Annotated in this window: 20 protein-coding genes, 1 tRNA gene and 1 pseudogene; 15 read left to right on the forward strand and 7 right to left on the reverse strand. The window is 56.0% G+C overall.

What is annotated here, in order from left to right; all coding sequences use genetic code 11:
* Positions 1 to 157 (reverse strand): transposase zinc-binding domain-containing protein (locus ABIE61_RS17175; RefSeq protein ID WP_354411779.1); only part of this gene is annotated, 157 nt, incomplete at its 3' end.
* Between the two features lie 248 nt (positions 158 to 405).
* Here ABIE61_RS17175 and ABIE61_RS17180 point away from each other — a divergent pair.
* Positions 406 to 1,371, forward strand: a complete 966-nt coding sequence (locus ABIE61_RS17180; protein WP_354411744.1) for an integron integrase — start codon at positions 406 to 408, stop codon at positions 1,369 to 1,371.
* Positions 1,372 to 1,406: 35 nt separating this feature from the next.
* Here the strand turns inward: ABIE61_RS17180 and ABIE61_RS17185 are convergent, their stop codons facing one another.
* From ABIE61_RS17185 to ABIE61_RS17195, 3 genes are read right to left on the reverse strand one after another with little or no spacing between them, the layout of a single operon-like run.
* Positions 1,407 to 2,030, reverse strand: a complete 624-nt coding sequence (locus tag ABIE61_RS17185) for a phosphoadenosine phosphosulfate reductase domain-containing protein (protein WP_354411747.1) — start codon at positions 2,028 to 2,030, stop codon at positions 1,407 to 1,409.
* Positions 2,031 to 2,053: 23 nt separating this feature from the next.
* Positions 2,054 to 2,530, reverse strand: coding sequence for a DUF934 domain-containing protein (locus ABIE61_RS17190; RefSeq protein ID WP_354411750.1), 477 nt, complete (start codon positions 2,528 to 2,530; stop codon positions 2,054 to 2,056).
* Entirely contained in the window at positions 2,514 to 4,172 is a 1,659-nt protein-coding gene (locus tag ABIE61_RS17195; RefSeq protein WP_354411752.1) for a nitrite/sulfite reductase, read from the reverse strand. The genes ABIE61_RS17190 and ABIE61_RS17195 overlap by 17 nt, the downstream gene beginning before the upstream one ends.
* A 243-nt stretch (positions 4,173 to 4,415) precedes the next feature.
* On the opposite strand from ABIE61_RS17195, the gene cysD reads away from it, so the two are divergent.
* The 11 genes from cysD (at position 4,416) to nth (ending at position 15,507) form a co-directional block, all read left to right on the forward strand.
* On the forward strand, positions 4,416 to 5,333 hold the full coding sequence (gene cysD / locus ABIE61_RS17200) for a sulfate adenylyltransferase subunit CysD (RefSeq protein WP_502915072.1): 918 nt from the start codon (positions 4,416 to 4,418) through the stop codon (positions 5,331 to 5,333).
* Between the two features lie 43 nt (positions 5,334 to 5,376).
* Positions 5,377 to 7,032 (forward strand): sulfate adenylyltransferase subunit CysN, encoded by a 1,656-nt coding sequence (gene cysN, locus ABIE61_RS17205; RefSeq protein WP_354411755.1) that lies wholly within the window; start codon positions 5,377 to 5,379, stop codon positions 7,030 to 7,032.
* A gap of 129 nt (positions 7,033 to 7,161) precedes the next feature.
* Positions 7,162 to 7,743, forward strand: a complete 582-nt coding sequence (gene rsxA, locus ABIE61_RS17210; protein ID WP_091827131.1) for an electron transport complex subunit RsxA — start codon at positions 7,162 to 7,164, stop codon at positions 7,741 to 7,743.
* Positions 7,744 to 7,756: 13 nt separating this feature from the next.
* Positions 7,757 to 8,353 carry an electron transport complex subunit RsxB gene (gene rsxB, locus ABIE61_RS17215; RefSeq protein WP_091827130.1) on the forward strand — a complete coding sequence of 199 codons (597 nt, stop codon included), beginning with the start codon at positions 7,757 to 7,759 and terminating at the stop codon, positions 8,351 to 8,353.
* Positions 8,353 to 10,272 (forward strand): electron transport complex subunit RsxC, encoded by a 1,920-nt coding sequence (gene rsxC, locus ABIE61_RS17220; protein ID WP_354411758.1) that lies wholly within the window; start codon positions 8,353 to 8,355, stop codon positions 10,270 to 10,272. The genes rsxB and rsxC overlap by 1 nt, the downstream gene beginning before the upstream one ends.
* 34 nt (positions 10,273 to 10,306) lie before the next feature.
* Complete coding sequence (rsxD, locus tag ABIE61_RS17225) at positions 10,307 to 11,362, forward strand: electron transport complex subunit RsxD (RefSeq protein WP_354411761.1); 1,056 nt, start codon at positions 10,307 to 10,309, stop codon at positions 11,360 to 11,362.
* On the forward strand, positions 11,359 to 12,015 hold the full coding sequence (gene rsxG / locus ABIE61_RS17230) for an electron transport complex subunit RsxG (RefSeq protein ID WP_354411763.1): 657 nt from the start codon (positions 11,359 to 11,361) through the stop codon (positions 12,013 to 12,015). The genes rsxD and rsxG overlap by 4 nt, the downstream gene beginning before the upstream one ends.
* Positions 12,012 to 12,713 (forward strand): electron transport complex subunit E, encoded by a 702-nt coding sequence (locus tag ABIE61_RS17235; RefSeq protein WP_354411765.1) that lies wholly within the window; start codon positions 12,012 to 12,014, stop codon positions 12,711 to 12,713. The genes rsxG and ABIE61_RS17235 overlap by 4 nt, the downstream gene beginning before the upstream one ends.
* An 84-nt stretch (positions 12,714 to 12,797) precedes the next feature.
* On the forward strand, positions 12,798 to 13,862 hold the full coding sequence (locus ABIE61_RS17240) for a response regulator (protein WP_354411768.1): 1,065 nt from the start codon (positions 12,798 to 12,800) through the stop codon (positions 13,860 to 13,862).
* The gene (locus tag ABIE61_RS17245) at positions 13,862 to 14,836 is read left to right on the forward strand and encodes a GGDEF domain-containing protein (RefSeq protein WP_354411769.1); all 975 of its coding nucleotides are present in this window, start codon (positions 13,862 to 13,864) and stop codon (positions 14,834 to 14,836) included. Before ABIE61_RS17240 ends, ABIE61_RS17245 begins: the two co-directional genes overlap by 1 nt.
* Positions 14,837 to 14,868: 32 nt before the next feature.
* Positions 14,869 to 15,507: an endonuclease III gene (gene nth, locus ABIE61_RS17250; RefSeq protein WP_091827123.1), complete on the forward strand. Its 639-nt coding sequence runs from the start codon at positions 14,869 to 14,871 to the stop codon at positions 15,505 to 15,507.
* Positions 15,508 to 15,795: 288 nt separating this feature from the next.
* On the opposite strand, the gene yfaE is transcribed toward nth, so the two are convergent.
* The 3 genes from yfaE to nrdA all read right to left on the reverse strand — a co-directional run bounded on the left by yfaE (position 15,796) and on the right by nrdA (position 19,554).
* The gene (yfaE, locus tag ABIE61_RS17255) at positions 15,796 to 16,062 is read right to left on the reverse strand and encodes a class I ribonucleotide reductase maintenance protein YfaE (protein ID WP_091827122.1); all 267 of its coding nucleotides are present in this window, start codon (positions 16,060 to 16,062) and stop codon (positions 15,796 to 15,798) included.
* Positions 16,063 to 16,073: 11 nt separating this feature from the next.
* Positions 16,074 to 17,204, reverse strand: a complete 1,131-nt coding sequence (gene nrdB / locus ABIE61_RS17260; RefSeq protein WP_354411773.1) for a class Ia ribonucleoside-diphosphate reductase subunit beta — start codon at positions 17,202 to 17,204, stop codon at positions 16,074 to 16,076.
* An 85-nt stretch (positions 17,205 to 17,289) separates the two neighbouring features.
* Positions 17,290 to 19,554 (reverse strand): class 1a ribonucleoside-diphosphate reductase subunit alpha, encoded by a 2,265-nt coding sequence (gene nrdA, locus ABIE61_RS17265; protein WP_091827120.1) that lies wholly within the window; start codon positions 19,552 to 19,554, stop codon positions 17,290 to 17,292.
* A 437-nt stretch (positions 19,555 to 19,991) separates the two neighbouring features.
* Between nrdA and ABIE61_RS17270 the strand changes: the two genes are divergently transcribed.
* From ABIE61_RS17270 to ABIE61_RS17280, 3 genes and pseudogenes are all read left to right on the forward strand, one after another.
* Positions 19,992 to 20,075: transfer RNA gene (locus tag ABIE61_RS17270), tRNA-Tyr, on the forward strand.
* Between the two features lie 86 nt (positions 20,076 to 20,161).
* Positions 20,162 to 20,995, forward strand: a complete 834-nt coding sequence (locus ABIE61_RS17275) for a DUF6538 domain-containing protein (RefSeq protein WP_354411776.1) — start codon at positions 20,162 to 20,164, stop codon at positions 20,993 to 20,995.
* 61 nt (positions 20,996 to 21,056) lie between these two features.
* Positions 21,057 to 21,506: pseudogene (locus tag ABIE61_RS17280) on the forward strand (transposase); the annotation flags it as partial.
* Positions 21,507 to 21,603: the final 97 nt, after the last annotated feature.

The following is a 21,603-nucleotide window of genomic DNA, read 5'->3' on the forward strand; positions in this document are numbered from 1 at the left end:
CCTGACAGTCCGGGCAGGCGTAATAACTCACCCCCATATCCCGCGTTCTACAATACGTAATAGATGTAATCGCCCGCCGGTTTTTCCGTGGCTGACGCGACTCATCCAGCGCCGCTTTATACGACTGAAATAGCCGTTGTATCGCTCTGTTCGGCATGTCCCTATGCCTCTTTAAAATCTCGCACTCCACCGCGAAGCGGTTATGTTCAACAGCCCATTTATGAGGCCTTCGACCTCATAATAATTATTATCGGGTATACCTTATAATTCTGGTCGCAGATTCATAACCCATTGATATACAATGAGTTGACACTAAGTCGAACTGTCAAAAAGGTACTTTTCTCGACATCACGTCACCCAGCGGGTATAACGGTCTGCATACATTTCATGGATGAGGTGTGGTACATGTCGAAATCTCCTTTTCTCAAGTCCGTTGAGGACTTCATGTTGGTCCAGCGCTACAGTCGCCGGACGATCAGCACATATCTTTACTGGATCAAGTACTTCATTCTGTACAGCGGTAAGCGCCATCCTAGCCAGCTGCATGATGAAGATATCATTCGTTTTCTGACCTTTTTGGCCGTTGAGCGTAATGTTTCTGCCGGGACTCAGACGCTTGCCCTCAACGCAATTGTTTTTCTTAAAACCAAGTTCCTGGGTCAAACAGTGGGCGACCTGTCGGGCTTCAGCCCTGCTAGAAAGCCTCGCAAACTGCCTGTTGTGCTGACGACTAAGGAAGTGACCGCTCTGCTCAGCCAACTGACCGGGGTCCACTATCTGATGGCCGCCATGTTGTATGGCTCGGGATTGCGGCGTATCGAGTTGGTTCGCCTGAGAGTCAAAGATGTCGATTTCGACTACAGGCAAATTCGGGTGATCAACGGCAAGGGTGGCAAGCATCGTCTGGCGACACTGGCGGAAGAGCTTCTGCCCCTGCTGAGTCAGCAGGTTGAGCGGGTTGACAATTACCTCAAGCAGGATTTGATGTGCGAAGGTTACGCGGGCGTTTGGCTGCCTGATGCCCTTGCTCGAAAGTATCCCAATGCGCCGTTTGAATCTTGCTGGCATTATCTCTTCCCTGCTTCTCGCCTGAGTATTGACCCTGCCGACAAACTCCTGCGCCGACACCATTACGATGAGAGTAACCTGAACAAACTGATAAGAAAAGCCGCTCGGGATGCCGGTATTCGCAAGCTGGTATCCTGTCATACCCTCCGGCACTCATTTGCAACGCATTTGCTGCAATCAGGCGTTGATATACGCACGGTACAGCAGCAGCTTGGTCATGCCGACGTGAAGACAACCGAGATCTATACGCATGTATTGAAACAGGGCGCCCAGGGCGTTAGAAGCCCGTTGAGCACCCTGTAAAGGTCTCACAAGGCAGCGAGACCTGCGGGGCGATCTTACAGCTGCGTATGCAGGCCGCACTCACGGGTTTCGAGCGCCTTGGTTGGGTCGAAGTAGTCGTGTTCGTTGGGCAGGTTGTGCTCGGCCAGGTAGGCATCCATGTCGGCTTCTGTCCAGTTGAACAGCGGTGCAACCTTGATGATGCCATCCTTGCTTGCGGATACGATGTCGAGTGACTGACGAAACTCGGTCTGATCCTTGCGAATGGCGTTGAGCCACAGGTCGGGCTTGAGTTCGGCCAGTGCGCGCTGGAAGGGTTCCAGTTTCACCTGGCGGGTGAACTCGTCATGCTGCGGATCGTCCACATCCGGGATGCCGCCCATCAGCACGTTGCGACGGGCTGCGCTCATCTGCGGGATGAAGGTGTGGATGTTCAGGTTCAGATCCTTGATCAGCTTTTCCGCGAAGCGGTAGGTGGCCGAGGTGTTGTAGCCTGAGTCGACCCAGAGTACCTGAATATCGGGCTTCACCTGAACCGCCATATGCAGAATCACGGATTCATACGGGCGAAAGTTGGTGGTCACCAGCGGCTTGTCGCTGTGGGCGATGGCCCAGGCGATGATCTCGTGTGGTGTTTTGCCTGCCAATTCTGCATTGGCGGCAGTCAGATCGATGCTCATCTGTGTTCTCTCCTGATTCCGTTTCAGCGCACGGGGTACGCCGGGCGTGTCAGTGCCGCACCGCCCTGATACTGTACGCCGATTTCGTCAAACGCCTGCAATACGTCCGGGCTGTAACGCTCGTCCGGTACCTGCAGGGCGTTGAAGCCGCAGCGCTCCAGATGCGCCAGACGGTCACGGGTCACGTCGCCAATGGCGCGGATTTCACCCTTGAAGCCGCCGCGGCGCAGCAGGCGTGCGATGCTGAAGCCGCGGCCATCGGTAAAGGCCGGGAATTCCACTGCAAACAGGCTGACACGGTCCTGCAGTGCCAGTACCTGCTGCAGGTCGTCGTCACCGTTCACTTGCACACCGGTTTCACGGCCTGCCAGAGCATCGGCCTCGTCCAGCCAGCGTGCCAGCGGCAATACGACCGGGCCTTCGGCGGGCAGCGCCTGATCATCCGCCAGCCACTGCCAGCGATCTTCGGTTACCGGTTTGCGATCAATGATCAGCGCCATATACAGCCTCCTTGAAGGGGTCCACACCCACACGGCGTACCAGATCGAGGAAGCTTTCCTCTTCGGATTCACGCTGTTCAATGTAGGTCAGCAAAATCTTTTCGATGGTGTTGGCCACCTCGTCGGCGGCAATCGCCTTGCCCAGTGCCTTGCCCAGCGCCGCATCGGCCTCGGACGAACCGCCCAGTGTGAACTGGTACCAGTCCTCGCCCTTCTTGTCGACGCCGAGGATACCGATGTGGCCCACATGGTGGTGCGCACAGGCGTTGATGCAGCCGGACATGTTCAGGCGGACGTTGCCCACGTCATGCAGGTAGTCCACCTGTTCGAACTTCTCGTTGATCTGCTCGGCGATGTTCAGGGTATGGGCGTTGGCCAGACCGCAGAAATCAAAACCGGGGCAGACGATCATGTCGGTCAGGGTGCCGATATTGGGCCGCGCCAGGTTGTTGGCGTTAAGGATCTTCCATACCTGCAGCAGATCACCCTGCTTCACGTCGGCCAGCACCAGGTTCTGGTGATGGGTGGCGCGAATCTCGCCAAACGAGAAGCTGTCCGCCAGATCGGCCACGGTATCCATCTGCACGTCGGTGATATCGCCCGGCGCCTTCAGGTAGGGCTTGAGCGATACCACAACGATGCGGTAGCCCGGCACCTTGTGCTCAACGGTGTTGCGCTCGTACCAGACGCGGAAGTCATCGTTCTCGGCCAGCTGGGCGTTCAGGTCATTGTTGACCGCATCCGCCGCGTAGGCCGGCGGTGCAAACTGGGCCTTAACCTTGTCGATCTCGTCCTGCGACAGGCGCAGGTCGGATTCGCGGATCTCGGCCCACTCGGTCTCGACCTGCTCGCGGAAGGCATCAATGCCCATGGCGTTCACCAGGATCTTGATGCGCGCCTTGTACTTGTTGTCACGACGACCGTTCAGGTTGTACACGCGGATGATCGCTTCCAGATAGGAGAGCAGGTCACACCCCTCAAGGAAGGGACGGATCTGCTTGCCGATCACCGGGGTACGGCCCAGGCCGCCGCCGACCAGCACTTCAAAGCCGATCTCGCCCTGCGAGTTCTTGACCAGATGCAGGCCGATGTCGTGAACCTGCGAAGCGGCACGGTCTTCGGGACCACCGGTGACGGCGATCTTGAACTTGCGCGGCAGGTAGGCGAATTCCGGGTGCAGCGTAGACCACTGACGGATGATCTCGCACCAGGGACGCGGATCTTCCAGCTCACTGGCGATGACGCCGGCGTAGGGGTCAGTGGTGGTGTTGCGAATACAGTTGCCCGAAGTCTGGATGGCGTGCATCTGCACTTCGGCCAGCTCGGCCAGAATATCCGGTACCGACTCCAGTGTGGGCCAGTTGTACTGAATATTGGTACGGGTGGTGAAGTGACCGTAGCCCTTGTCATAGGTGCGGGCGATGTGCGCCAGCTTGCGCATCTGGGTCGAAGACATCAGACCATAGGGAACCGCCACGCGCAGCATCGGTGCCTGACGCTGTATATAAAGGCCGTTCATCAGGCGCAATGCACGGAACTCTTCGTCCGGCAGCTCGCCTGCAAGGTAGCGCCGGGTCTGGTCGCGGTACTGCGCCACCCGTTCGTCTACCAGCTTCTGATCCACTTCGGTGTACTGGTACATGTCAGTTCAACCTTTCTACTGAGCGTCATTGAAACAGATCGCCATGTTACCCAGTCGTCTTTATAACGTAAAATACTAATTGATAATTTTGTTATAACCATTAGTCGATACCGCCCATATCACCATACGGAATATAAAAATGCTTATATATTCTTTTTTATTTTATTGGCGGTTCGACATAATGCCATCCAGTTATTAGCCCTCCGGGGCTTTCGTGTCGCAACCAAGTGAAAGAGTCGAATGATGAATCTGTTGCCGGAACACCGCCTGACCCATCTCAAGCAGCTCGAAGCCGAGAGCATCCACATCATCCGTGAAGTGGCTGCCGAGTTCGACAATCCGGTCATGCTCTATTCTGTCGGCAAGGACTCTTCCGTGATGCTGCATCTGGCACGCAAGGCGTTCTATCCGGGCAAACCGCCCTTCCCTTTGCTGCACGTGGACACCACCTGGAAGTTCAAGGAGATGATCCAGTTCCGTGACCATATGGCGCAGGAAGCCGGTATGGACCTGATCGTCCACATCAACCCCGAAGGCGTTGAGATGGGTATCAGCCCTTTCACCCATGGCTCGTCCAAGCACACCGACATCATGAAGACCCAGGGTCTGAAGCAGGCGCTGAACCAGTACAAGTTCGACGCCGCCTTTGGCGGTGCCCGCCGTGATGAAGAGAAATCCCGCGCCAAGGAGCGCGTGTTCTCCTTCCGTGACAAGCACCACCGCTGGGACCCGAAGAACCAGCGCCCGGAGCTGTGGAACACCTTTAACACCCGCGTCGACAAGGGCGAAAGCATCCGCGTATTCCCGCTGTCGAACTGGACCGAGCTGGACATCTGGCAGTATATCCATCTGGAGCAGATCCCCATCGTTCCGCTGTATTTCTCGGCGGTGCGCCCGGTGGTCGAGCGCGATGGCATGCTGATCATGGTCGACGACGAGCGCCTGCCGCTGGCGGATGGCGAAGTGCCAATGATGAAGAATATCCGTTTCCGTACGCTGGGCTGCTACCCGCTGACCGGCGCCGTGGAATCCGATGCCGACACCCTGCCCGAGATCATTCAGGAGATGCTGCTGACCACTACGTCAGAGCGCCAGGGCCGCGCCATCGATCACGACAGCGCCGGTTCCATGGAGCAGAAGAAGATCGAAGGGTATTTCTGAGCCGCCACCGCCATCTCGTTAACGGATATTTGAGTACAGCATTATGAGTCATCAATCTGATCTGATCGCCACCGACATCGACGCCTATCTGGACCAGCACGAGAACAAGGAGCTGCTGCGCTTTCTCACCTGCGGCAGCGTAGACGACGGCAAATCCACCCTGATCGGCCGTCTGCTGCACGACTCCAAGATGATCTATGAAGATCAGCTGGCCGCGATTCAGAACGACAGCAAGAAAGTCGGCACCACCGGCGACGAGATCGACCTGGCGCTGCTGGTCGATGGCCTGCAGGCCGAGCGCGAACAGGGCATCACCATCGACGTGGCCTACCGCTACTTCTCCACCGCCAAGCGCAAGTTCATCATTGCCGATACCCCGGGGCACGAGCAGTACACCCGCAACATGGCCACCGGTGCGTCCACCTGTGATCTGGCGATCATCCTGATCGACGCCCGTCACGGGGTTCAGGTGCAGACCCGCCGTCACAGCTTCATCGTGTCCCTGCTGGGCATCAAGCACACCGTGGTGGCGATCAACAAGATGGACCTGGTGGACTTCAGCGAAGAACGCTTTGAGCAGATCAAGCAGGACTACCTGAACTTTGCTCAGGGACTGGGACTGAAGGATATCCACTTCGCACCGATTTCCGCCCTGAAGGGCGACAACGTGGTCAACCCGTCAGAGAACATGCCCTGGTACAGCGGCGATTCGCTGATGCAGACACTGGAAAACGTGGAGATCGCCGGAGACGCCAATTTTGATGAACTGCGCTTCCCGGTACAGTACGTCAACCGTCCGAACCTGAACTTCCGCGGCTACTGCGGTACCCTGAGTGCGGGTATCGTGCGCCCGGGGGATGCGGTGACGGTATTGCCCTCCGGCAAATCCAGCAAGGTGAAATCGATCGTAACCTTCGATGGCGAGCTGGCCGAGGCGTTTGCGCCCATGGCGGTGACGCTGACACTGGAAGACGAAATCGATATCTCCCGTGGCGACCTGATCGTACACAGTGATCAGGTACCGGAAGTGACTAACCGCTTCGCAGCGCATCTGGTATGGATGTCGGAACAGGAGCTGATTCCGGGGCGCAGCTACGAAATCAAGCTGGCCAGCACCCGCACGGCAGGGCGTGTCAGCGCGATTCGTCACCGCATCGATGTGAATACGCTGGAACAAAGCCCGGCAGCGACACTGGGACTAAACGAGATCGCTCAGGTCGAGATCAGTCTGGAACGCGCCGTAGTGGCGGATGACTACCGTCGTCACAAGGGCACCGGCTCGTTCATTATCGTTGATCGGTTGACCAACGCCACCGTGGCAGCAGGCATGATTCAGGCCGAAGCTGAAGATGACAGTGCGATTGAGCTGCACGCCGAGTCCATCATCAGCACTCAGCAGCGTGCCGAGCGCTTTGGTCAGAAAGCGGCACTGGTTCAGATCAAGGCCACTGACGCGGCTCAGGGTGCAACGCTGCTGTATACACTTGAGCAACAACTGTTCAATCGTGGCCGCCTGCCGCTGGCACTGACCTTCCAGAACACTGAGCAGGTTGCCGCACTCAAGGCTGCCGGTTTGTTGCTGCTGACTCAGCGTGATGATTTTGAGGCAGATCTGGTGCTTGAGGCCGACGCAGAACTGCCCCCAACCGCACAGGTCAAGGCACTGTTGCAGAAAATTCAGCAGGCAGATCTGATCTGAGTCGGGGATCGGGCGCTTGCGCTCGGCCTGCGGATCTATACCCTAAGGTTATAAATCCGGTAAAATTCAGCGGAATCTAATACGCCCTGCCCGGTCATGCCGGCAGGGCTTGAGGCATTGACAGGGGCTATGACTGAATTTCTGCTCATCCTGATCAGCACCGTACTGGTGAATAACTTCGTACTGGTCCAGTTCCTCGGGCTGTGCCCGTTCATGGGTGTTTCCAACAAACTGGAAACGGCCATGGGCATGTCCCTGGCCACCACCTTCGTGCTGACGCTGTCGTCGGTGTGCAGCTATCTGGTGTACTCGACCCTGCTGGTCCCCTTCGAGCTGGAATACCTGCAAACCATCGCCTTTATTCTGGTGATTGCGGTAGTGGTGCAGTTCACCGAAATGGTGGTGCACAAAACCAGTCCTCTTCTGTACAAGCTGCTCGGCATCTTCCTGCCGCTGATCACCACCAACTGTGCGGTACTCGGCGTTGCCCTGCTCAACATCAAGAAGCAGAACGGTTTCCTTGAATCGATCGCCTATGGTTTTGGTGCTGCCGTCGGCTTCTCGATGGCGCTGGTGCTGTTCTCGGCCATTCGTGAGCGAATCGCCGTCGCGGATGTGCCCGTTCCCTTTCGCGGTGCGGCCATCGGCATGGTCACCGCCGGTCTGATGTCGCTGGCCTTCATGGGCTTTGCCGGCCTCGTGCAGTTCTGAGGCGGAGGCGACGATGACGACCGTTATTACCGCTATTCTTATCCTGTTTTGCCTCGCCGTCGTGTTCGGCGTGATTCTGGGTTATGCCTCGGTACGCTTTCGTGTCGAGGGCAATCCGATCGTGGATCAGATCGATTCCCTGTTGCCACAAACGCAGTGTGGCCAGTGCGGCTACCCGGGCTGTCGCCCCTACGCGGAAGCGATCGCTAATGGTGAGGCGATCAACAAGTGCCCGCCCGGTGGTCAAAGCACCATTGAAGCGCTGGCTGACCTGCTCGATGTGGAAGCGGTGCCGCTGGATGCCGAACACGGCGAAGAACAGGTCAAAAAGGTTGCCTTTATCCGCGAAGATGAATGCATCGGCTGCACCAAATGCATTCAGGCCTGCCCCGTGGATGCGATTCTGGGCGCCGCCAAGCAGATGCACACCGTCATCGTCGACGAGTGCACCGGCTGCGACCTGTGTGTTGAACCCTGCCCCGTGGACTGTATTGATATGATTCCGGTGGAAACCACCATTACCAACTGGAAATGGCCCTCGCCAACCGAGTCCTCCAGCCTGATCGCGACCGACCGTGGTCGCGGCGCCGAACAGCAGGAGGCACACTGATGGGCAAGGTATTTGCGTTCCACGGTGGCGTGCACCCGCCGGAAAACAAGAAGCAGTCTACCCGCACCCCGATTGCCCATGCACCGCTGCCGAAGATGCTCTATATCCCACTGCAGCAGCATATCGGCATTGCCGCCAACCCGGTGGTCAATGTGGGCGATCGTGTACTCAAGGGACAGCTGATTGCCGAACCGGTGGGCCGTATCAGCGCATCGCTGCACGCGCCTACCTCAGGCATTGTGCGCTCCATCGGGCCACACCCGGTGCCGCATGCATCAGGCCTTGAGTCTGACTGCATCACGCTGGAAACCGACGGTCAGGATGAGTGGATTGAACACCAGGGCCTGCAGGATTACACCCGGCTGGAGCCCTCGGTTCTGATCGAGTACATCCGCCAGTGCGGCATCGCCGGCATGGGCGGTGCTGGCTTCCCTACCGATGTGAAGCTGCATCTGGGTGATGACCATATCGTCAACACACTGATCATCAACGCCGCCGAGTGCGAACCCTATATCACGGCTGATGACATGCTGATGCGTGAGCGTGCCGCCGACATTCTCAGCGGCATTCGCATCATCAGCCACCTGTTGCGCCCAAGCCATATCATGATCGGCATCGAGGACAACAAGCCGCAGGCAATCCACGCATTGGAAGCGGTACTCAAGGGTTGCGAGCTGAATATTGATATCCGTGTTGTGCCCACCAAGTACCCCTCGGGCGGTGAACGCCAGCTGATTCAGCTGCTCACCGGACTGGAAGTGCCAAGTGGTCGCATCCCTGCCGATATCGGCATTGTGTGCCAGAATGTGGGCACGGCAACCGCCATCCATCGTGCGGTACATTTTGGCGAGCCGCTGATTTCCCGCATTGTGACCGTCACCGGCGACGCCGTGGCCAAGCCGCAGAATTTTGAAGCCCTGATTGGTACCCCCTTCGCCGACCTGCTGGATGCTGCCAGCCTGTACGAAGGCCGTCTGTTCAGGCTGGTGATGGGCGGGCCGATGATGGGGGTCACGGTCGCGCATGATCAGATCCCTGTGATCAAGACCACCAACTGCATCATTGCCGCCAGCGATGAGGAAATGCCACAGGCACCACCTGAGCAGCCCTGCATCCGTTGCAATATGTGTGAGCAGGTTTGCCCCGTTACGCTGCTGCCGCAGCAGCTGTACTGGTTCTCCAAAGGGCGTGAGTTCGACAAGGCGCGTAATCACAACCTGTTCGACTGCATCGAGTGCGGCGCCTGTGCCTATGTCTGCCCCAGCAGCATTCCGCTGGTGCAGTACTATCGCTTTGCCAAATCCGAGATTCGTACCGAAGAAGCCGAACAACGCAAGGCTGACCATGCGCGTCAGCGTTTTGAAGCCCGTCAGGCGCGGCTCGAACGCGAGCAGGCCGAGAAGGAAGCACGCCGCAAGGCACGAGCCGAAGAGGCCGCACGGGCACAACAGTCTCGCAAGAGTACCGAAGCGGACAAGGCACAGGCCGAACCCGGCAACACCGCTCCTGCAGCCAGTGCAGCACCAGACCTGAAGCAACTGAAAACCGCTGCAGCGGTTGCCCGTACCAAGCTGAAAAAGGCCCGTGACGCTCTCAAGAACGCTGAAGACAAGGGACTGGATGGCATCGATGCCCTGCGCACCACCCTGACCGATCTGGAACAGAAGTCGGAAGAAGCCGAGCAGGCCTTTAAGGCAGCTGAGCAGGCAGAAGCCGCTGCCGCCGCCGAAAAGGGCGTAGACCTGAAGCAGCTCAAGATTGATGCCGCCATGGCCCGCGCAGCGGTGACCAAACTGGAACGCGCACTGACCAAGACGGAAGACGAACAGGCACGTCGGGAGATGGAAACCGAACTGGTGGAAGCCCGCAAGAAATCCGACGCACTAAACCAGAGCCTGAGCGAGCACTCGCCGGCCTAAACCCAACTGATACTTAAGACAGGATCGCACACCGATGTCACTGATCCGACTGAGTTCACCTCATGTCTACAAGGCCAACAGCACCGCCAATGTGATGCGACTGGTGATGCTGGCCATGCTGCCCGGCATTCTGGCCATGACCGTCTTTTTCGGCTGGGGCACTGTAATCCAGATTATCTGGGCCAGCCTGCTGGCACTGGGATTTGAAGCTGTAATACTCAAGCTGCGCAAGCGCCCGGTGCTGTTTCACCTCAGCGATGGCAGTGCCATTGTCACCGCCATGCTGCTGGCCGTGGCAATTCCTCCCTTCGCGCCCTGGTGGATGACACTGGTCGGCGTGTTTGTTGCCATTGTATTGGGCAAGCACCTTTACGGCGGTTTGGGCCAGAACCCGTTCAATCCCGCCATGGTGGCCTATGCCCTCCTGCTGATCTCGTTCCCGGTGGAAATGACACGCTGGACCGCCCCCTTCGTACTCAATGGCGACGGCTGGCAGATAGCGCCGTTCCTCGACACGCTGAAGGCCATCTTCGCCGCCGCCGACAACCTCTGGTATGACAGCTTTACCGGAGCGACCCCTCTGGATGAAATCCGCCACCGTGGCGGCCTGACCACCGAAGAAGCCTGGCGCCAGTCCACCGTATTGTCACAAGGCATCGGCGCCTGGCACGCAGTCAGTGCCGCCTGGCTGATGGGCGGCATCTTTCTGCTGTACCGCAAGGTGATCACCTGGCACGCACCCATCTCCATGCTGCTGGCACTGGCCCTGTGTTCAAGCATGTTTTTCGGTTTTGATCCCGACAACTATGCTGACCCCTTCTTCCACCTCAGCACCGGTGCCACCATGCTGGCGGCGTTCTTCATCATTACCGACCCGGTCTCCAGCGCGACCAGTAACCGTGGACGGATAGTGTTCGGTGCCAGTATTGGCATCCTGATTTTCATTATCCGTACCTGGGGCAACTACCCCGATGGTGTGGCCTTCGCGGTTTTGCTGATGAATCTTGCGGCGCCCTTTATCGATATCTATACCCAGCCACGCAGCTATGGCCATAACAGGGCCAAAAAGGGACAGGGAGGCAAGGCATGAACGAGGTCTTTCAGGCCATTCGCAATAACGCCCTGGCCATCGGCATTTTCGCGATCGTAACAGCGGCTGTCATCGCCTTCACTCAGCTGAGTACACGCGAGAGAATCGCGCACAACAAAGCCGAATTTCAGGCCCGTGCCTTGTATGAAATCGTGCCTCGCGAGATAGATCCCGATCTGCTGTCGCATGAGATTCAGCTCAGTGCCGCGCCTGAGCTGGGCTACCCTTCCGGCAGCACAGGCTGGCAGGCAATCAATTCCGGCGAGGTGGTAACTGTACTGCTTCCGGTGATTGCACCGGATGGCTACAGCGGCAACATCGAGCTGCTGATCGGTGTGAATGCCGACAGTTCGCTCGCCGGTGTACGCGTCCTAAGCCACAAGGAAACACCGGGGCTGGGTGACAAGATCGAGCTGGCCAAATCCGACTGGATTCTGGCTTTTGAGGGGGCTCACATGGCGGTTAATCGTGACGAGAACTGGGCGGTTAAAAAAGACGGTGGCAGATTTGATCAGTTCACCGGTGCTACTATCACGCCACGTGCGATCGTAAACGCCACCGCCCGCACAATCGAGTTTTTCCGGGCTCACCGCGCACAGTTGCTGCAACCCGTTACTGCTGACGCCGCTTCTGCGGCAGGAGTCACACAATGAGCGTCGACTACCGCAAGATTACATTGGACGGCCTTTGGACCAACAATCCGGCACTGGTGCAACTACTGGGCCTTTGCCCCCTGCTGGCCGTCACCGCCTCCGTAGTGAACGCCCTTGGCCTTGGCCTTGCAAGCACATTGGTACTGGTCAGCTCAAACCTGACTGTATCCGCTTTCCGCAAACTGGTGCCGGAAACCGTACGCCTGCCGATCTTCGTAATGATCATTGCCTCTTTCGTGACGGCGATCGAACTGCTGATGCAGGCATTCACCTATGAGCTTTACCTGATTTTGGGCATCTTCATTCCATTGATTGTGACCAATTGCGCCATCATGGGCCGTGCCGATGCCTTTGCCAGCAAGAACCCGGTGCGCGCCTCAGTATTGGACGGCCTGATGATGGGCGTCGGCTTCACCGCCGTATTGGTCCTGCTGGGCGGTATGCGCGAGTTGCTGGGTACCGGCGCGCTGTTCAGTGACATGCACCTGCTGTTCGGCGAAGCCGCACGCAATTGGAAGTGGCTGATATTCGAGGACTACCCAGGCTTCCTGTTTGCCATTCTGCCACCGGGTGCCTTTGTTGGTCTTGGACTGCTGATTGCACTGAAGAACATAATCGATGCGCGCCTGGAAGAACGCCGCAAGCAACAGACTCCCAAAACCTTGACGGGTAGCAAAAGGGTACGCGTTACCGGTTGATGACACTTTTCACTCATTGAAACCCAAACCCTTTTTCATTAACCTCGGCCAAACCTGCATCATTTTCGATCAACAGGAGCCAAGGTGGGCAAACCGCTATCCGTCGTAATCTGTGATGATTCCCGCCTCGCTCGCAAGCAGATGGAGCGAGCGCTGAAACAATGGAATGTGGACATTACACACGCCAGTCATGGCCTGGAGGCACTTGAGGCGATCAGGGCCGGCAAGGGTGAGCTGCTGTTTCTCGACCTTAACATGCCGTTGCTGGATGGCTACCAGGTACTGGAACGCATCCGTGCCAATGACCTGCCCACTCTTACCATCGTTGTATCCGGCGATGTTCAGCCGGAAGCCCGTGAGCGTGTGATTCAACTCGGCGCACTTGATTTCATCCGCAAACCGCTGGATACCGACCTCCTGACCCAGTCTCTGCGCTCATTCGGCCTGCTCGAAGAACTTGCCGAACGCCCCGCCGACACCGTAAATGATGCAGTTGAAGCCGACCTCGAAGGTGTACGTCCACAACCACTGAACCGCACTCGCGACCTGGGCCTCGACCCGGTATCGCAGGCATTTGAACTGACCGAGAGCTACCAGGAGCTGGCTAACGTCGCCATGGGCCAGGCAGCCGACCGCCTTGCACGGCTGTTGCAGGTCTTTATCGAATTGCCGATCCCCCATGTACAGTTGGTTGAGCTGTGTGAATTCGACATGGCGTTGCATCAGGCGACTGGAGACAACCCGATCACCACTATCTGTCAGGGCTTTATCGCACCTGGCATCGCCGGTGAAGCCCTGCTGATGTTCAGTAATTCCAGCAGTCAGGATCTGGCTTATATGCTCGGCCATGAAGGTGCAATCACCGACCAGGTCGAACGCGAATTGATGATGGATATCGCAAACCTATTGATCGGCGCCTTCTTGAACGGGCTTGGATCACAGCTGGATCTGAGTTTTGGCCAGGGCTCGCCACTGATTCTGGGCCAGCACTGCAGTATACCGAACCTGCAACAGAACAGCCGCTGGACGCGAACACTAAGCATCGACATCGGTTACCGGATCGAGGGACGCGATTTGAGCTGTGACCTGCTGCTGCTGTTTACCGAAGATTCACTTCCGGCCATGAATGAATTAGTGAGGCATCTGTGATGATCAACCCGCCGGAACACATACTGAGCGTGGATGAGTTCCATTGGCAACTGGGACTCCTGCAACACTTGGATGTGGGCCTGATTGTGCTGGATGCCGACCACCGCGTTCACCTCTGGAACAACTTCATGACCAACCATTCCGGTGTACGTGACGCCATTGCTTACGGCAAACGACTGGAAGACCTGTTCGATGACTTCCCCGGACAATGGTTTCAGCGCAAGCTTGAAAGCGTCTTCATGCTTCGCAATCGTGCCTTTATCACCTGGGAAGAGCGCCCTTACCTGTTCCGCTTCAAGCCGTACCACCCTATTACTGGACTGGCTGAGTTCATGTATCAGAACGTGACATTGATTCCGCTCTCGTCTCCTAGTGGGAAGATCGACCATGTCGGCATTATGATCTATGACATGACAGCAGCCGCCATGAGCCAGTTAGGGTTGCGTGATGCCAACGCCGAGCTCGCACTGCTGAGTCGCACAGACAGACTCAGTGGTCTTGCAAACCGTGGCTATTGGGAAGAGTGCCTGCGACAGGAGTATGAGCGCTTCCGTCGAACTCAGACCCCCTCCAGCCTGGTCATGATGGATGTGGACCACTTCAAGGCGATCAACGACACCTACGGCCATCAGGCCGGTGACGAGGTCATCCGTACCCTGTCTGAAACCCTGCGCCACCATGCGCGCTCCACGGATACGCCGGGCCGTTATGGCGGCGAGGAGTTCGGCGTTCTGCTGGTCAACACCACAGCCACCAACGCCATGGTGTTCGCCGAACGGGTTCGCCGTGCAATCGAGATGCTGGAAGTAAGGCACGGCCCCAACCGTATACAGTTTACCGCCAGCCTTGGCATTTCTCAGCTTGGCAACCAGCATCAATCCCATGAAGAGTGGATGCGAGATGCCGACACAGCGCTGTATTACTCCAAGGAGAACGGCCGCAACCGTACCACCTTGGCCGAGGATCTGGAATAATCGCAGTTTTGCCCGTAACCGGACAGACCGCGATGAATGCCGACAAGCGATACCAGATTTTCAGCCGCCTGCAGGCCGAAAACCCCAACCCTGAAACCGAACTCGAATACAGCAACGCCTTTGAGCTGCTGATTGCCGTCATGCTGTCGGCACAGGCAACCGATGTCAGCGTCAACAAGGCTACCCGCAAGCTTTATCCCATCGCCAATACGCCTGAAGCCATTCTGGCCCTCGGAGTGGATGGTGTGAAGCAGTACATCAAGACCATCGGCCTGTTCAACACCAAGGCCGAAAACGTCATCAAGACCTGCCGCATCCTGATTGAAGAGCACAACAGCGAAGTCCCTCAGACACGCGCCGAGCTGGAGAAGCTGCCTGGTGTTGGCCGCAAAACTGCCAACGTGGTCCTCAACACGGCGTTTGGCCAGCCCGCCATGGCGGTTGACACCCATATCTTTCGCGTCGCCAACCGCACTCGTATCGCCCCAGGCAAGACCGTACTGGAAGTCGAACGAAAACTGCTGCGCCATGTACCCAAACCCTTTCTGGTGGATGCACACCACTGGCTGATCCTGCACGGACGCTATGTCTGCACGGCACGCAAGCCTCGTTGCGGTGCTTGCGTGATTGAAGATTTATGTGAATACAAGCAGAAAACGGAGCTCGAATAGCCCCTTTCGTTACCCACAATTTCTGTGGATAAAACTGTGATTACTATTGGGAAGAATGGCTCAATCCAGCGTAATTCGAGGCCTTCAGCAAATTGGTAAGAAAAACGTCAGCTTTCGATCAAATCCATAAAAAACAATAGCTTACATATGTCAATAGAGCAATACGTCTTCGCTGAAACGGGTTATGCACCGGCCTCACTCAGTGCGCCTCAGGCATGTGTACAAGTTCAAAAAAAAAGCGCCCTGTCAAGGCGCTTCTTTCACTTCATGTCGATTTTGTGACCCGGTTCAATCTTCGGGCAATTCAATCTCGATATGTGTCTTCGGTCGGCAACAACAGGTGAGTATTTCATCGCCCTGAAGGTCTACCAGACTGTCCTGCACATACTCCACTTCACCATCCAGCAGGCGCACTTTACAGCAGCCACAGTAACCACCCCGGCAGTTATAAGGGGCGGGAATCTCCTGTGACTCAAGCGCATCCAGCAGAGAAAACTCATACTGATAGAAGAATGTGTGGTAATTGCTGACCTTGATTCGTGGAATACCTGACATGCGTCCCTCGCTTACAGGTCAAAGCCGTCAAAATCGTCACTGCCGACATCATTGTCGATCTGTCCGACCAGATAGGAGCTGATTTCCGCCTCCTGAGGCGCCACCTGCACGTTATCACTGACCAGCCAGCCGTTCATCCAGGGCAGCGGATTCTGCCGCGCCGGGAAAATTTCATTCAATCCCAGCGCCTTCATGCGTACGTTGGTGATGTACTCGACATAGTCGCCCAGAATGCGCGCGTTCAAGCCAATCATTGAGCCTTCACTGAACAGATACTCGGCCCACTCCTTCTCCTGCTGTGCCGCCTCACGGAAAATGGCGTAAACCTGTTCCTCACACTCAACCGCGATCTGTTTGAAGTCCGCGTCTTCCGCCCCTGATGCCATCAGATTAAGCATGTGCTGGGTACCGGTCAGGTGCAGTGCCTCATCACGCGCAATCAGCTTGATGATCTTGGCATTGCCTTCCATCAGGGCACGTTCGGCAAAGGCAAAGGAGCAGGCAAAGCTGACGTAGAAGCGGATCGCTTCCAGTACATTCACCGAAACCAGCGTCAGATAAAGTTTTCTCTTCAAATTGTACAGTGAAGCATCGTAGCTGACGCCGTCGATCTGATGTACACCAGCACCATGCACGGAGTAGACACTGACCAGCTGAATGAATTCGTCATACAGCCGAGTAACCGCTTCGGCCCGCTTGATGATTTCCGGATTGGTCACGATGGTGTCAAACACCTCGGACGGCTCGGTAATGATGTTGCGGATGATGTGGGTATAGGAGCGGCTGTGAATGGTTTCGCTGAATGCCCAGGTTTCAAACCAGGTTTCAAGCTCCGGCAGAGACACTACCGGCAGAAACGCCACGTTGGGCGAGCGCCCCTGAACCGAGTCCAGCAGAGTCTGGTACTTCAGGTTGCTGAGAAAGATGTGCTTCTCATGGTCCGGCATGTCCATGAAGTCCTTGCGATCGTTGGTCAGATCGACCTCTTCGGGACGCCAGAAGAAAGAGAGCTGTTTTTCGATCAACTTTTCGAAAATCGGGTATTTCTGTTTGTCATATCGCGCCACATTGACCGGGCGACCGAAAAACATCGGTTCACGTGTGGCGTCGTGGTTACTCGGACTGAAAGTGGAATATGACATCGGTGCTTTCCTGAAAAAAACAAAACCTGATCAGGCGCTCACCGGTTGTGAGCGCCTGTTGAAACATGAACATCAGAGGGTCTGATCAGAGCTTGCAGGCTCCGCCTTCACAACCACCGTCGTCAGCCTGATCAGAAGCGCCGTCACGGGTGTTGTGGTAGTAAAGGGTCTTTACACCGTTTTTGTAGGCTGTCAGCAGATCCTGAAGCAGCTGCTTCATCGGCACCTTGTCGCCCGGGAACTTGGACGGGTCGTAGTTGGTGTTGGCCGAGATCGACTGGTCAACAAACTTCTGCATGATACCCACCAGCTGCAGATAGCCGGTGTTGTTCGGGATGCTCCAGAGCAGCTCGTACTGGTTTTTCAGCTCAAGATACTCGGGCACCACCTGTTTCATGATGCCGTCCTTGCTCGCCTTCACCGATACAAAACCACGTGGCGGCTCGATACCGTTGGTGGAGTTGGTGATCTGGGAGGAGGTTTCGCAGGGCATCAACGCCGTCAGTGTGCTGTTGCGCAGACCGAACTCGCGAATGTCCTCGCGCAGTGTTTCCCAGAAGTAGTGCAACGGCTCCTGACAGTAGTCATCGACATCACGCTTGTAGGTGTCAGTCGGCAGCAGCCCCTTGGCGTAGGTGGTCTCGTTGAATTTCGGGCAAGGCCCCATCTCCTTGGCCAGCTGGTTGGATGCCTTGAGCAGATAGTACTGAATCGCCTCGAACGTACGGTGCACAAGGCCGTTGGCACTGCCATCAGAGTAACGTACACCGTTCTTGGCCAGGTAGTAGGCAAAGTTGGTAACGCCTACACCCAGCGTACGTCGTGACATCGTAGCGTTGCGAGCGGCCGGGATCGGGTAGTCCTGGTAGTCCAGCAGACTGTCCAGCGCACGCACGATCAGATCCGCCAGGTCTTCCAGCTCATCCAGGTTGGCCAGCGCACCCAGGTTGAATGCTGACAGGGTGCAGAGTGCGATCTCGCCATCGGGGTCATTCACGTCTTTCAGCGGCTTGGTCGGCAGTGCAATCTCCAGACAGAGGTTGGACTGCTTCACCGGCGCCACGGCCGGGTCAAACGGGCTGTGCGTGTTGCAATGGTCTACATTCTGCACGTAGATACGACCGGTAGAGGCACGCTCGGACATCATCAGCCCAAACAGCTCAACCGCCTTGATGGTCTTCTTGCGAATCGACTCATCCTGCTCGTACTGCACATAGAGACGTTCAAACTCGTCCTGATCAGCAAAGAACGCTTCATACAGCCCCGGCACTTCGTGCGGACTGAACAGGGTGATGTTGCCACCCTTGATCAGGCGTTGATACATCAGCTTGTTGATCTGCACCCCGTAGTCGATGTGACGTACGCGGTTCTCTTCAACACCTCGGTTGTTCTTCAACACCAGCAGGGATTCAACCTCCAGATGCCAGATCGGGTAGAACAGTGTGGCTGCACCACCACGCACCCCACCCTGAGAGCAGGATTTGACGGCAGTCTGGAAGTGCTTGTAAAACGGAATGCAGCCGGTATGAAATGCTTCACCGTTACGGATCGGGCTTCCAATGGCGCGAATGCGGCCCGCATTGATACCGATTCCGGCACGCTGGGACACATACTTGACGATAGCCGCGGCTGTGGCATTGATGGAGTCAAGGCTGTCATCGGCTTCAATCAATACGCAGGAGCTGAACTGGCGTGTTGGAGTACGTACCCCAGCCATGATCGGCGTCGGCAACGACAGCTTGAACAGGGATGTCGCGTCATAGAACCGCTTAACGTAACCCAGCCGTGTTTCACGCGGATAATTGGAGAACAGGCAGGCCGATACCAGCATGTACAGCTGCTGCGGGCTTTCGAAGATCTTGCCACTGACACGGTTTTGGACCAGATACTTGCCTTCAAGCTGTTTCACGGCCGCATAGCTGAAGTTCATGTCACGGCTGTGGTCAAGATAGGCGTTCAGCTCGTCAAATTCTTCACGGCTGTAATCTTCGAGCAGGTGACGGTCGTAACGGTTGTCTTCGACCATGCGCACAACGTGGTCATAGAGATGCGGCGGCTCAAAGTCGTTGAAGGCCCGTTTGCGCAGATGGAAAATCGCCAGACGTGCAGCCAGGTACTGATAGTCGGGAGCCTCTTCCGAAATCAGATCGGCAGCTGACTTGATCAGCGTTTCATGAATATCCGAGGTTTTGATGCCCTCGTAAAACTGAAGGTGAGCACTGAGCTCAACCTGAGAAACCGAAACGTTTTCGAGCCCTTCGGCAGCCCAGATTATCACGCGATGGATCTTCTCCAGGTCGATCGGCTCGCGGCGTCCATCACGTTTGGTAACCATCAGATTCTGCTGCATATGACGCTCATCCCAGTTTCAGTCAGTGTTGTCGTTCAGGCGTGATGCTGCCTGTATTCCCTGAAGCAGCCCGCCCAGCCCGGCCCGTGGCTGTGACAGCATGTGTCGCTATCAGTACGCACTCTATGAGAACGCCTGATCACTTTTTAGACGGAAAGCACTATATATAGTGTGGCACTGCTTACAGGGCACTAAATATAGATATTAGAGGAAAGATTTCAATCTTGATTTTCAGCCGTTTGGAGTGTAGCCAGCGCCGGCTGGCGGCCACAAATGCGGTATGGCAGGGGCTACAGGGGAGCGAGATCGAAAATGAGTTTTTTTCATATGAAAAAACCATCATCAAGAAAAAACTGCATAGCCTAAAAAGCCTGATCAATCTCAGGACAGTGCGGCTTTACAAGCACCGGCGTGATCATTAGAATGCGCAGCTCTTTGGTGGGGTTCCCGAGTGGCCAAAGGGATCAGACTGTAAATCTGACGCGCGAGCTTCGGTGGTTCGAATCCACCTCCCACCACCAAATTCTAGACAGAAGCCCCGTTACGACGGGGCTTCTGTCGTTTCAGCCCTTTCATTTTCGCCGTGGTGCACACAAGAGTGCATAACATGGCTATCAAGACTACCCCCCCACCCTCTTACCTGACTACCAATCGGGCTGGCACATTCGTTTTTCAGATTCGCATCCCGATACACATGAGGCAGAATAATCTGACCTCAAAACAATCGTTCTGGCGCTCGCTCAGCACTAAGGATCGCGCGGAAGCCCTGAGACTTAGCAAACGGATGTGGGTGATGTTTGACGACCTTTCACGCGAGTTCACAGATGTAGAAGTTTTCGGTAAGGCAATGGAACTTCTGATGCGATATGACCAAGCCAACAAGGAAGGGAGGTGTATCGAGTTTCTGGAGTCGCTTGATGACTCTCTTGACGGCGGGGAGTCAGACTTGCTTGAGCGAGCCTTAGCTGCGCGCGGTGATGTGGCATTAAAGTGGTCACAAACCATCGACGACAACAACCGCCTTAAACAAACGATTGACTATCACAATACCGGGAAAACCACTAGACAGTACACGCCAGACGAGAATCCCACACTGGACGTGCTTGTCGACCAGTTCATGCAGCGGAAACAAGATGCTGATGCACAAAGCTCCAGCATCAAATGGTATTCTCAAAAAAGCCAACTCTTCGTTTCGATACTTGAAGCCCTCAATAACGAAAGTATGCCGCGCATAACAGATTTAAGCATTCATCTTATAAGAGCATATGCCGATACTATTAAGCGATACCCTGCAAATGCTGGCAAACTAAAGGCAACAAGAAATCTCTCTCAAGTTGATCGAATAAAGCTCACCAAAAACCTCACACGAGAGAAATTGGTGGAAAAGGAATTCCCGTTCTTTCGCAGTCTACGATTGACGACTGTAGTAGCCCCCATTTAAACCGGACACCGTGGTCTAAGCAAAGGCCTAGGCATAGACCTAGTGCAAAGGAGTGTCCAAGGTGGAGAGAATTGAAGTCATAACCGGAATGCAGCGCCGTCGCCGTTATTCCACGCAGGAGAAAGCATGCATGGTCGCGGAGTGTGAGCGGCCAGGCATGTCGGTGTCGCTTGTAGCCCGGCGTCATGGTATATCAGCTAGTCTGTTATTCCGTTGGAAGAAGCTGATGAAAGACGGTGGCATGTCCGCGGTTGAATCCGGTGATGAGGTTGTCAGTGCGGAAGTGCTGAAGGTATCGCGCTCCAATCTGTTGGATCGTCTTCATGGTCGCCAGAAAGGGCGAAGCCCGAGATACAACAAACAGGACGATGACCGGCATTTGCCGTTTATCCGTGAGCTGTGCGATGCCCGTGCGGCCAATGGCTATCGAAGGATCACGGCTCGACTGAATCGATTGCTCACAGCCAACGATGAACGAGTGAACCATAAGCGCGTGTACCGACTGATGAAGCACCCCCTCTGTCAGGATAGTTGTCGCGTCCTTTGTTAAACTCTCTTATTCACTCAGGGGCGTTTGGAGATCTGTATGCCTCGTTACTCCGATGAGC

Origin of the sequence: Marinobacterium sp. MBR-111, assembly GCF_040547585.1 — a bacterium.
Lineage (GTDB): Bacteria > Pseudomonadota > Gammaproteobacteria > Pseudomonadales > Balneatricaceae > Marinobacterium > Marinobacterium iners.